The organism is Pseudoxanthobacter soli DSM 19599 (genome assembly GCF_900148505.1).
In the GTDB taxonomy this organism is placed as follows: domain Bacteria; phylum Pseudomonadota; class Alphaproteobacteria; order Rhizobiales; family Segnochrobactraceae; genus Pseudoxanthobacter; species Pseudoxanthobacter soli.
The window spans coordinates 160,341-172,263 of record NZ_FRXO01000006.1; the positions used below are offsets into that span (position 1 = coordinate 160,341).

8 protein-coding genes are annotated in these 11,923 nt (G+C 68.1%); 6 read left to right on the forward strand and 2 right to left on the reverse strand.

Annotated elements, in window-relative coordinates:
• Entirely contained in the window at window positions 1-339 is a 339-nt protein-coding gene (locus tag BUF17_RS15550; RefSeq protein WP_073630324.1) for a Na+/H+ antiporter subunit C, read from the reverse strand.
• On the reverse strand, window positions 330-3,254 hold the full coding sequence (locus tag BUF17_RS15555) for a monovalent cation/H+ antiporter subunit A (RefSeq protein WP_073630326.1): 2,925 nt from the start codon (window positions 3,252-3,254) through the stop codon (window positions 330-332). The genes BUF17_RS15550 and BUF17_RS15555 overlap by 10 nt, the downstream gene beginning before the upstream one ends.
• 558 nt (window positions 3,255-3,812) lie before the next feature.
• Here BUF17_RS15555 and BUF17_RS15560 point away from each other — a divergent pair.
• The 6 genes from BUF17_RS15560 (at window position 3,813) to denD (ending at window position 11,824) form a co-directional block, all read left to right on the forward strand.
• Window positions 3,813-4,568: a FadR/GntR family transcriptional regulator gene (locus BUF17_RS15560; RefSeq protein ID WP_073630328.1), complete on the forward strand. Its 756-nt coding sequence runs from the start codon at window positions 3,813-3,815 to the stop codon at window positions 4,566-4,568.
• A gap of 256 nt (window positions 4,569-4,824) precedes the next feature.
• The gene (locus BUF17_RS15565; protein ID WP_084564746.1) at window positions 4,825-5,808 is read left to right on the forward strand and encodes a substrate-binding domain-containing protein; all 984 of its coding nucleotides are present in this window, start codon (window positions 4,825-4,827) and stop codon (window positions 5,806-5,808) included.
• 156 nt (window positions 5,809-5,964) lie between these two features.
• Window positions 5,965-7,860, forward strand: coding sequence for a sugar ABC transporter ATP-binding protein (locus BUF17_RS15570; RefSeq protein WP_073630330.1), 1,896 nt, complete (start codon window positions 5,965-5,967; stop codon window positions 7,858-7,860).
• A gap of 62 nt (window positions 7,861-7,922) precedes the next feature.
• Window positions 7,923-8,858: an ABC transporter permease gene (locus BUF17_RS15575; protein ID WP_244530909.1), complete on the forward strand. Its 936-nt coding sequence runs from the start codon at window positions 7,923-7,925 to the stop codon at window positions 8,856-8,858.
• Window positions 8,855-10,807: a D-apionate lactonase family protein gene (locus BUF17_RS15580; RefSeq protein ID WP_073630334.1), complete on the forward strand. Its 1,953-nt coding sequence runs from the start codon at window positions 8,855-8,857 to the stop codon at window positions 10,805-10,807. The genes BUF17_RS15575 and BUF17_RS15580 overlap by 4 nt, the downstream gene beginning before the upstream one ends.
• Window positions 10,808-10,834: 27 nt before the next feature.
• Window positions 10,835-11,824, forward strand: a complete 990-nt coding sequence (gene denD / locus BUF17_RS15585) for a D-erythronate dehydrogenase (protein WP_073630336.1) — start codon at window positions 10,835-10,837, stop codon at window positions 11,822-11,824.
• The last annotated feature ends 99 nt before the right edge of the window (window positions 11,825-11,923 follow it).

The window sequence follows — 11,923 nt, forward strand, 5'->3', positions numbered from 1 at the left end:
TCACGACTCCCTGCCGTCGACGTGGTCGCTGCCGGTGAGGCCGCGCGAGGCAAGCATGACCACGAGGAACAGCGCGGTGGTTGCGAAGCCGATGACGATCGCCGTCAGCACCAGCGCCTGGGGAACCGGGTCGGCATAATCGGCCGGGTTCACGGGGCCCGCGGCGTCCAGCACCGCCGGCGCGCCGACGCGCACCCGCCCCATCGAGAAGATGAACAGGTTGACGCCATAGGCGATGAGCGAAAGCCCGACGATGACCTGATAGGTGCGCGGCCGCAGGATCAGCCACACGCCCGAGCCGACGAGAACGCCGATTCCGATGGCAAGCGTCAGTTCCATCGCGGGGTCTCCGTCTCGGGCGCGGCCGGCAGCTTCGCCGCCCGAAGCTTGCGGATCGACTGGTGGGCGAGCGCGATCAGCATCAGCACCGTCGCCCCCATCACGAGCGAGAACACGCCGAGGTCGAACGCCATGGCGGTCGCCGCCGGCACCTTCCCGATCAAAGGCAGGGCGACATATTGCGCGTGGGAGGTGAGGAACGGATAGCCGAACAGCCACGAGCCCATGCCCGTGGCGGCGGCGATGAGCAGGCCGAAGCCCATCCAGCGCACGGGAAGAACGCGCAGCCGTTCTTCGACCCAGGTGGTGCCGGCCGCCATATATTGCAGGATGAAGGCGGCGGCCATGGCGATGCCTGCGATGAACCCGCCGCCCGGCACGTCGTGGCCGCGGATGAACAGATAGGCCGCCAGCACGATGATGACCGGGAACAGCCATTTCATGATGACGCCCGGCACCAGCAGATAGTCGCTGGCGATGCTGCCGGCCTCCGGCCGCGCCTGGGGATCGTCAGAGGCTGCCTGATGGAGCTGCTGGTCGGGGGAGGCCACGTTGTCGGGCGCCGGGCGGAAACGCCGGAGCAGGGCGAACACCGTGAGCGCGACGATGCCGAGCACAGTGATCTCGCCGAAGGTATCGAAGCCGCGGAAGTCGACGAGAATGACGTTGACGACGTTGCGCCCGCCACCCTGGCTGTAGGCGTTTTCCAGGAAATAGTCGCCGATGCTCTGCGGCGGCTGCCGCGTCATCACGGCATAGGCGATCGCCGTCACGCCGGCGCCACACGCGGCGGCGAGGGCGAGGTCGCGGAAGCGGCGCACCTTGGCCGAGAACTCCCTGACGGGGTCGACGTCTTCCAGCCGCTTCGGCAGCCAGCGCAGGCCGAGCAGGATCAGGACGGTGGTGACGATCTCGACGACGAGCTGCGTTAGCGCAAGGTCGGGCGCGGACAGCCACACGAAGGTGATGCAGGTGACGAGGCCGGCGCCGCTCATGAGAATGAGCGCGACCAGACGGTGAAACTTGGCCTGGTAGGCCGCGCCCACGGCGCAGAGCGCGCCGATGGCCCAGAGCCCGGTGAAGACGGGATCGCTTCCGGCCGAGACGGTGACTTCCGCGCCGAACGGCCCGGTGAACAGCGCCATCAGGGCGAGGATGAAGGCGAAGCCGGCGAGCAGCCTCAGCTGGGGCTGAAGGCGGCGGGTGCCGAGCCGGCTTTCGGCAAGCCGCGCCCATCGCCAGGATACCAGCACCATCACGCGCTCGAAGATGCGCTGCCCCTTGAGCAGCCGGAAATAGGGCGGCCCCTCCTCGCTGGTCGCGAGGTAGCGGCGCAGCGCGAAGAACAGGAGCGTGCCGGCCACGAGGGCGACGAGGCTCATGACCAGCGGCAGGTTGAAGCCGTGCCAGACCGCAAGGCTGTAGGCGGGCGTCTCGGCACCGAGCACCGAGACGACGGCGCTGTGCAGATAGGGACCGACGGTCCGCCCCGGCACGATGCCGACTATCAGGCAGATCAGCACCAGAAGCAGCACGGGCAGCCGCATGAAGAACGGCGGCTCGTGGGGCGTGTGCTCGAACGCCTCCGGCGGCTTGCCGAAGAACACGCCGTGGATGAAGCGGATGGAGTAGGTGACCGCGAAGGCGCTCGCCAGCACGGCGACATAGGGCGCGGCGGTATCGAACACGGAATCGGCGTGGGTCTCGATCGCCTCGGCGAAGAACATCTCCTTGGAGAGGAAGCCGTTGAGCAGCGGCACGCCGGCCATCGAGGCGCTGGCGACCATGGCCAGCGTCGCTGTGATCGGCATGAAACGGAACAGCCCGCCGATGCGGCGCATGTCGCGCGTGCCCACCTCGTGGTCGATGATGCCGGCGGCCATGAACAGCGACGCCTTGAAGGTGGCGTGGTTCATCATGTGGAAGATCGCCGCCACCAGCGCGAGCGGGCTGCCGAGGCTGATGAGCAGCGTGATCAGCCCGAGATGGCTGATGGTGGAATAGGCGAGCAGCCCCTTGATGTCCTGCTGGAAGATCGCGAAGTACGCACCGAGCAGCAGCGTCGCCATGCCCGCGAAGCCGACGATGGCGAACCATTCGTAGGTGTCCGCGAGCACCGGCCACATCCGCGCCATCAGGAACACGCCGGCCTTCACCATCGTCGCCGAATGCAGGAACGAGGAGACCGGCGTCGGCGCGGCCATCGCGTTCGGCAGCCAGAAATGGAACGGGAACTGCGCGCTCTTGGTGAAGGTGCCGAGCAGGAACAGCAGCAGGATCGGCAGATAGAGGCTGCTGTCGCGGATGACGTTGCCGGAGGCGAGCACGGTGTCGAGATCGTAGCTGCCGATGACGTGGCCGATCAGCAGCATGCTGGCGAGCAGCGCCAGTCCTCCCGCCCCGGTGACGGTCAGCGCCATGCGCGCGCCGTCGCGCGCGCCCGCGTTGCTCGACCAGTAGCCGATCAGCAGGAACGAGAACAGGCTCGTCAGCTCCCAGAAGACGACGAGCTGGATGATGTTCCCCGACAAAACGACGCCGAGCATCGATCCCATGAAAGCGAGAAAGAAGGCGTAGAAGCGCGGCACCGGATCGTCCGGCGACATGTAGTAGCGCGTGTAGAGCACCACCAGAAGGCCGATCCCGGTGATGAGGACGGCGAACATCCACGCATATCCATCAAGGCGCAGGATGATGTCGAGCCCAAGCTCGGGAACCCACGGGATAACGTAGCGCAGCACGCCGCCGTTATCGACCGCCGGATAGGACGCGATGATCAGCGCGAGGAGACCGAACGTCGTCAGGCCCGACAGCCAGGCCCCGGCATCCCGTGCCTTGGCCCGCAGCGAGATGGCGGCGAGGCTGGCGATGAAAGGCAGCACGATCAGCAAGACGAGGGACGCGCCACCCTGCATTCAGGCAATCACCTTTGAATGGATGTGAAATGATACCGCCCAATGTCACCGATTACGGCAGGCGATGCAATCGTCTCCGGCCCCGACAGAACGGTTGTGGTGGCGACCGGTTCCGAACTCCGGCACATCGCGCCACCGCTGGTTTCGCCCTTCGCGCCGCACGAATCTGACCCGCAGGCTCCATCGCCGCACGGATGTCATGGCGCGCGCCGTGGAGACTTTCCCGCGATGATAATGCCGTGAACCCGGCTTTTCCGGGCGTGGTCGGGGTGGGGGACGATGAGTCCGGAGCGGCCGCAGCGGCGCCTATAGGCGAGGGACGACCTGTGCGGCGGGACCCTGCGATTCGATCCGGCAATGGACGGAGATCCCGACGCGGCGATACGGCCGCAGCGGCTTTTGCGGCGTCTCGCCTCGCGGGCTGGCCACCGGTCTCGTGGCGCTCATGATCGTGCCTTCCGGATGTCCCCAGCCGCCCGATTTCACCCGCTTGACAAAACACCCGTCCTCCCGCTTCCTTAGCTGGTCTACTGGTTCAACCAGTTGATCAGAGGAACCATGCCCCAGCCTGCCAGCTCATCGCCGGCCATTCCGCTGACGGAGATCAGGGCGTTTCGCGATGGTATCGTGAAGCGCTCGATCAAGACCGTCATCAGCGAGAAGATCGCCGGCCTGATCGCCTCCGGCATCCTGCAGGTCGGCGACGCGCTTCCGAGCGAGCGGGAGCTTGCGGCCGCTTTGAATGTCAGCCGAGAGGCGGTGCGGGGCGGCATCCAGATCCTCGCCACCCAGGGCGTGCTCGAGGTCTCCCACGGCGCGCGGACGCGCGTGCTCAGGGCGGATGTCGGGCCGGTCACGATCGGTCTCGCGATGGCCCGCGCGGTCGACGCCTACGACATCGACTCGGTGCATTCGGCACGGCTTCTGGTCGAGAGGCAGGTGGTGGCCGATGCGGCGCGCGCCATCGACGACGCAACCCTCGCCACGCTGGAGAGCCTGCTGGAGGCGCAGCGGCTGTCGCTGGACGACCCGGTGCGGTTCCTGATCTGCGACCGCGAGTTCCACACCACGATCTACCGGGTGTCGGCGAACCCGCTGCTCGCCGATTTCTCGACCGATCTCTACGGCTACATGATGGAATATCGCCGTCGCGTCGTGGCGCGGCCGGGCGCCATCGCCGCCAGCTACGACGACCATCTCGCCATCGTGGCGGCGCTTCGCCTCCACGATCCGGAACGCGCCGTGGAGGCGTTCGCCATCCACACCGGGCGCATCTACAGCACCACCCAGTCCATCTTGACGGCGGAGGATTGAGGGGCGCCCAAGCCCCGGCACTCAGGCGCGCCTCGCGTTCGGACGGCTTCGTCCGCCCGACGGGAAGCGCTCCATTCCACGATTTGGGGCATGCACGGCGGCGCCGGCGCAATGCCCGACCGTCCGAAGCGCGGACCGGTCCCTGCCGGCCTGAGCCGGCATCCGGCCAAGCGCTCCGGAGACCAGAAAGCAACAGGCCGCGACGCCATCCCGAAGGCGCGCGAGCCGAAAAATCACATATGGGAGGAAATTCACGATGGAACGCAGGACATTCCTGAAGATCGCCGCCAGCACCCTCGCCGTCGCCGGCGCCAGCACCGCCGGCCTGTTCCCGGCCGCCGCGGCCGGCAAGAGCATCGTCTATCTCACCCCGGGCCTGGACCTGCCGTTCTGGCGCTTCCTGTCCAAGGGCGTCGAGGCGGCGGTCACCAAGCAGGGCTATTCGTTCCAGGCGCTCGATTCCCACAACAGCGCCCAGACGCAGCTCCAGAACGCCCAGGACTCGATCGCCCGCGGCGTCGCCGGCATCGTGATCTCGCCGACGGATTCCTCGACCGCTCCGAGCGTTTTGACGCTCGCCAAGCGCGCCAACATCCCGGTGGTGATCGCCGATATCGGCACCAACAGCGGCGACTACGCCTCGTTCATCATCTCCGACAACTATCGCGGCGCGTTCGATGTGGGCAAGGCGCTGGCCGCCGCCCTGAAGAAGAAGGGCTGGGAGGACGGTTCCGTCGGCATCGTGGCGATCTCCCAGGCGCGCAAGAACGGCCAGGCCCGCACCAAGGGCTTCCTCGACGGCCTGAAGGAAGGCGGCTTCACCGGCAAGGAAGCCGGCCTGCAGCAGATGCAGAGCTACACCGCCGACGAGACCTTCAAGTTCACCCAGGACATGCTGACCGCCAACCCCGGCATGCGCGGCCTGTTCGTGCAGACCGACCAGCCCGCCATCGGCGCGCTGCGCGCCATCAAGGCGGCCCGCCGCAACGGCGAGGTGCTGGTCGCGGCCTTCGACGGCATCCCCGAGTTCGTCGATCTCCTGAAGTCGGGCGAACTCGTCGTCTCCGGCATGCAGCAGCCCTACCTCATGGGCGAGCGTTCGGGTGAGGCGATGCTCGAGGTGCTGGCCGGCAAGACGCCGCCGAAGGAGATCGTGGTGCCGATCCTCGCGGTCACCAGCGAGAACATCGAGAAGGAACTGCCGACCGTGCGCCTCACGGTGTTCGCGAACGAGGTCTGATCCCTGCACAGCCCTCCGCCGCCGCGGACGACCCGTTTCCGCGGCGGCACCCGGGCCGTGCCGGCAGATTCCCCCCGTCCGTCCGTGCAAACGCGCCCGGTGCGCCGTCCCGATCTCACACCCGGGACGGCGCCTGCGGGCATCGAGGTTCCGACGATGCAGTCCTCCCCGCCATCCAGCGCGCCGCTTCTTGTCGCCAGCGGCATCTCGAAGACGTTCGGCCGCACGCGTGCGCTCGCGGGCGCCGACTTCGAACTGGTCGAAGGCGAGATTCACGGCCTCCTCGGCGCCAACGGCGCCGGCAAGTCGACCCTCTCCAAGGTCATTTCCGGCCATTACACCGTCGATTCCGGCACGCTCACCTTTGCGGGCCGCCCGATCGTCCTGAACGGCACCCGCGACGCGCTCCGCAACGGCATCGCCATCGTGATGCAGGAGACGAGCCTCGTCCCGGACCTGTCCGTGCTCGAGAACATCTTCCTGCCCGAGCTTGGCACGCGCGGCCGTCTCGACCGCGGCACGCTCAGGAAGCGCGCAGAGGCGATTCTGGAAGAACTCGGGCAGAACGATACTCTGCCGCTCGATCTCGAGGTGCGGTGGCTGTCTTCGGCCCAGAAGCAGCTCGTCGAAATCGCCAAGGCCCTCGGCATCAGCGCCCGGCTGATGATCTTCGACGAGCCGACGGCGTCGCTCAGCCCGGGCGAGGTCGAGCGGCTGTTCGACATCATGGGCCGCCTCCGGGCCTCCGGCCGCGGCCTGATCTTCGTTTCCCATCGCCTCGAAGAGGTGTTCTCGCTCACGGACCGCGTGACGGTGATGCGCGAGGGCCGCACCGTCATGAAGTCGCGCCCGACCGCGGATCTCACCCAGCCCGAGCTGATCCGCGCCATGGTGGGCGCCGAACTCGGCTCCATCTACGAGCATCGCGGCGCGGTCGAGCACGGCGCCTTCGGCCCGGTGGCACTGGAGGTGAAAGGCCTCGCGGCGGCGCCGGAGGTGAAGGACGTGTCGTTCACCGTCCGCAAGGGCGAGATCGTCGGGCTCGGCGGCCTCGTCGGGGCCGGCCGATCGGAGACGGTTGAGGCGGTGTTCGGGCTGCGCCGCCGCAGCGCCGGAACGGTCTCGGTCGCGGGCAAGCCGCTGCCGGACCACCGTCCCCAGGCGTCCATCCGCGCCGGTGTCGGCTTCGTGGCGGAAGACCGCCGCACCCAGAACATCGTGCCGGATCTCTCGGTGAAGGAGAACCTGCTGCTCGCCCATCTCGGGGCGCACAAGGGCTTCTTCTGCAACTACCGCTCCCGGGAGCGGAAGGCGACCGAACTCCTGGCCGAACTCGGCCTGCCGGCGGACCGGCTGCTCGATGCCTCCATGCTGAATTTCTCCGGCGGCATGCAGCAGAAGATCATCATCGCGCGCTGGCTGCTGCTCGATCCGCAGGTGCTGATCCTCGACGAGCCGACCAAGGGCGTGGACATCGGCGCCCGCGCCTCGATCTACGCCATGCTGCGCGAGGTCGCCCGGCGGGGCGTCGCCGTGGTCGTGGTCTCCTCCGACTTCGAGGAACTGCTCGGCCTCAGCGACCGGATCGTCGTCATCAGCGACGGGCGCTCGGTCGCCGATCTGCCGAGCGCGATGCTCGACGAGGAGAAGCTCACCCTTCTCGCCGCGCCGCGCACCTCGATGGCGCGCAACACCGCCCTGCTCGGCGACCTCACCCGCAGCTATGGCGGCGCCGGGTTCTGGGCGCTGCTGGAGGACGACCGCCTGATCTGCCTCAACGCCGTCGTCGCAGACGCCGATGCCGATCCCGGCTTCAAGGCGGGCGATGCCGCCTTCATGGCCGACACCCGCATTCCCGAGGCGCTTCGCCGGCGCGACGAGGGCTTCGTGACCGAGGCCGCCGGCGGCCGTCGCAGCACGCTGATGATGCCGATGCGCAGCCCGCGCGGCCACGATCTCGGCTGGGTCGGCCTCAGCCTGCCGGAAGGCCGCCCGCTGCCGTCGCCGGACGCCATCAAATCCCGCATTTCAACCATGGCGGCAACGCTATGAGCCGCAAGGAGCCGATATCCATGGGCACCGCATCCCTCGCTTCCCCCGCGCCGAAGACACGGATGAGATCCGTCTTCCGCCGGCTCGAAGTGCGCATGGTGCTGCTGGCGGCCGTCATCGCCATCTGCCTGTCGATGCTGTCGCCCTATTTCCTCACCCAGTCCAACATCTTCAACATGCTGGACCAGTCGGTGGTGATCGGCATCGTCGCGGTCGGCATGACGTTCGTCATCCTCACCGGCGGCATCGACCTTTCGGTCGGCTCGGTCGCGGGCCTGACGGGCATCATCCTCGGGCTGGCGCTGCGCGAGATGCCGATCGTGCCGGCCATCATGCTGGCGGTCGCCGCGGGCGCCGCGATCGGGCTGATTTCCGGACTGCTGATCCACCTGTTCGGGCTCGCGGCGTTCGTCGTCACCCTCGGCATGATGGCGATCGCGCGCAGCCTCGCCTACATCCTGTCCGGCCAGACCGCGATCTCCGACATCCCGGAGGCGATGCAGCAGATCGTCTACACAACGGTGTTCGGCATTCCGACCAACGTGCTGTTCCTGCTTGCGCTCTACGTGGCCGCCTGGCTCTACCTGACCTATACTAAGGGCGGGCGCACCATCTACGCGGTCGGTTCCAACCGGGAAGCGGCGCGTGCGGCGGGCCTCAACACGCTGTTCTATTCCGTGCTGCCCTATGTGCTGTCGGGCGCGCTGTCGGCGGTCGCCATCACGTTCTCGATCAGCCAGCTGCTGTCGGCCGACCCGCTGATGGGCAACGCCATGGAACTCGACACCATCGCCGCGGTGGTGATCGGCGGCGCAAGCCTCTATGGCGGCCGCGGCTCGGTCATCGGCACGCTGATCGGCGTGTTCATCATGGTGATGATCCGCAACGGCCTCAACCTGATGGGCGTCTCGCCGTTCTGGCAGGGCTCGGCCATCGGCACCATCATCATCGTCGCGCTGCTCGCGGAGCGGCTCGTCAGCAGCCGGGTGGAACGATGAGCACCGAAACCCCATCCGTCGACACCCCCTCCCTGGCCGTCCGCCTGTTCGGCACCGAGGAGCCGGTCGCCCCGCTCCACATCCTCAAGGCCGGCGACTTCACCGCCGAACTCGATGCCGGCAACCTGCGCCACATCCGCTATGGCGGTGTCGAGATCATCCGCGCGGTGTCCTTCATCGTACGCGACCGCAACTGGGGCACCTACAATCCCCGCATCGCCAATTTCGAACTCACGGAGATGCCGGAAGGCTTCCGCGTCTCCTATGATGCGGTCGCCGAGGACGATACCCAGCGCCTGCGCTACCGCGCCACCATCGACGGCCACGCCAACGGCCGCCTGACGTTCTCGGCCGAAGCCGTCACCGAGACGGACTTCCTGACGAACCGCACCGGCTTCGTCGTGCTGCATCCGCTGGTCGGGGTCAGCGGCCGGCCGGTGACCGTGGAGCATGTCGACGGGACCGTGGAGGACAGCGTCTTTCCCGCGCTGATCGATCCGGTCCAGCCGATGAAGGATCTGCGCGCGCTCACTCACGAGGCCGCGCCGGGCCTCGGCGTCACCTGCCGGATGGAGGGCGATGCCTACGAGATGGAGGACCAGCGCAACTGGACCGACGCCTCCTACAAGACCTATGTGCGCCCGCTCGCGCGGCCGTGGCCCTACACCATCCCGGCCGGTGAGACCATCGCCCAGTCGGTCGGCGTCACCGTGACGGGCAGGCCCGCGGCGACGGCCGACACGGGCGCAGCACGCGTCTCCATCGGCGCGCGGGAAGGGACGGTCCCCGGCCTCGGCCTCGGCCTCGATCCCGACGAGATCGAGCCGACCCTCGCCAATATCGCCACCATCGCCGCCGCAGGCGTCGCCGTCGCCGTCTGCCACTACGATCCGCGCCGCGGCCACGACCGCGAGGTGCTGAAGCGGCTGGCGGAGACGGCCGCGAAGATCGGCGCGGAGCCGTGGCTCGAGGCGGTCGTCGCCTCCGTCGACGGTTTCGAAGCGGAGATCGCAGCGCTCGGCGAGGCGGTCGCCTCGATCGGCAGGCCGTTCCGCACCGTGCTCGTGTCTCCGGCGCCGGACCTGAAGTGCACGCTGCCCGGCAGCCCGTGGCCGCCCGCCCCGCCGCCGCGCGATTTCTTCTCCGCAGCCCGCGCGGCCTTCCCCGGCGTGCGGCTCGGCGGCGGTATGTTCAGCTACTTCACCGAGATGAACCGCAAGCGCCCGCCGGTGGACCTCATCGATCTCCTGAGCTTCACCACGACCGCGACGCTCCACGCCGGCGACGACCATTCCATCGTCGAGGGGCTGGAATCGCTGCCGGCGATGGCGGCGAGCACCCGGGCGATCGCCGGGGAGAAGCCCTATGCGGTCGGGCCGAGCGCCATCGGGATGCGGATGAACCCCTACGGGGACGCGCCGATGGCCAATCCCGGCAACATCCGCCAGGCGATGAACTATAACGACCCGCGCCATCGCGGCCTGCTTGGCGCCGCGTGGGCGCTCGGCTTCTTCGCCCGGTTCGCGGACGGCGGCGCCGAGACCGTGTCGCTCGGCGGTGCCACCGGCCCGTTCGGCCTCCTGCACACGCCGCAATCGTGGCCGCAGCCCTGGTTCGACGAGGAGGGCGGGTTGTTCCCGATGTACCATGTGCTGCGCGGGCTCGCGGCGCTGAAGGGCGCATCGCGGCTTGCCGTCGAGGCGCCGGCCGCGCTGGAAGCGATCGCCGCGGACACCGATGGCGGCCGCACGCTGTGGCTGGCAAACCGCACGGCAGAGCCGCAGAGCGTCGTCATGGACGGCGCGGTGCGCGATGCGAGCGTGATCGATGCCGACAGCTTCGTCGAGGCCGCCCGCATGACGGATGCCATCGACGTTCTCGCCCGTCCGCTCCAGAATGGCACGCTCCGGCTCGGCCCCTACGCCATCGCGCGCGTTCGCTTCTCCTGAATTTCCGTTCTTTCGAGGTTCTTTCCCATGCATGTTCTCATCATCGGCGCCGCCGGCATGGTCGGCCGCAAGCTGATCGGCCGTCTGGTCGAGGCCGGCCAGATCGACGGCCGCGAAGTCACCGCCCTGACGCTGGCCGACGTGGTCGCGCCTGAGCGGCCTGCAGGCTTCGGCGGTAAGGTCGAGACGTTGACCGTCGACCTCTCCGCGCCCGCCACCGCCGAGACGCTGATCGCCGGCCGACCGGATCTCATCTTCCACCTCGCCGCCATCGTGTCCGGCGAGGCCGAGGCCGATTTCGACAAGGGCTACCGCATCAATCTCGACGGCACCAGACAGCTGTTCGATGCGATCCGGCTTGCCGGGCTCGCCTCGCCCTATCGTCCCCGTGTGGTGTTCACCTCGTCGATCGCGGTGTTCGGCGCCCCGTTCCCGGAGAAGATCGGCGACGAGTTCTTCCAGACGCCGCTGACGAGCTACGGCACGCAGAAGGCGATCTGCGAGCTGCTGCTGGCCGATTATTCCCGCCGCGGCTTCTTCGACGGCATCGGTATCCGGCTTCCCACCATCTGCATCCGCCCCGGCCGGCCGAACAAGGCCGCCTCCGGCTTCTTCTCGAACATCCTGCGCGAGCCGCTGAACGGCGAGGAAGCGGTGCTGCCGGTGTCGCCCGACGTCCGCCACTGGTTCGCAAGCCCGCGGGCGGCGGTCGGTTTCCTGATGCACGCCGCGACGCTCGATCTCGGCCGCGTCGGACCGCGGCGCAGCCTCAACATGCCCGGCCTCTCGACCACGGTTGGTGAGGAAATCGCGGCGCTCGGCCGTGTCGCAGGCGAGCGGGCCGTGAAGCTGATCCGCCGCGAGCCTGACGAGACCATCATCCGCATCGTCGACGGCTGGGCGCAGGATTTCGATCCCGCGCGCGCGATCGCGCTCGGTTTCACGGCCGACAAGAGCTTCGACGACATCATTCGCGTGCACATCGAGGACGAGCTCGGCGGCCGCATCGCCGCCTAGAACATATCCCGTTCGGATCGAACCGCTCCGAACGACAAGGATAGGCTCAAGTCTTTGAATCTGGAGCGATGTCTTTCCGGTCTGATGAGGTCCATCAGA

Excerpts from the sequence above, each read along its gene's own strand:
- denD (WP_073630336.1), top strand. The coding sequence starts at position 10,835 with ATGCATGTTCTCATCATCGGCGCCGCCGGCATGGTCGGCCGCAAGCTG.
- BUF17_RS15550 (WP_073630324.1), bottom strand. The coding sequence starts at position 339 with ATGGAACTGACGCTTGCCATCGGAATCGGCGTTCTCGTCGGCTCGGGC.
- BUF17_RS15570 (WP_073630330.1), top strand. The coding sequence starts at position 5,965 with ATGCAGTCCTCCCCGCCATCCAGCGCGCCGCTTCTTGTCGCCAGCGGC.
- BUF17_RS15555 (WP_073630326.1), bottom strand. The coding sequence starts at position 3,254 with ATGCAGGGTGGCGCGTCCCTCGTCTTGCTGATCGTGCTGCCTTTCATC.
- BUF17_RS15580 (WP_073630334.1), top strand. The coding sequence starts at position 8,855 with ATGAGCACCGAAACCCCATCCGTCGACACCCCCTCCCTGGCCGTCCGC.
- BUF17_RS15575 (WP_244530909.1), top strand. The coding sequence starts at position 7,923 with ATGAGATCCGTCTTCCGCCGGCTCGAAGTGCGCATGGTGCTGCTGGCG.
- BUF17_RS15565 (WP_084564746.1), top strand. The coding sequence starts at position 4,825 with ATGGAACGCAGGACATTCCTGAAGATCGCCGCCAGCACCCTCGCCGTC.
- BUF17_RS15560 (WP_073630328.1), top strand. The coding sequence starts at position 3,813 with ATGCCCCAGCCTGCCAGCTCATCGCCGGCCATTCCGCTGACGGAGATC.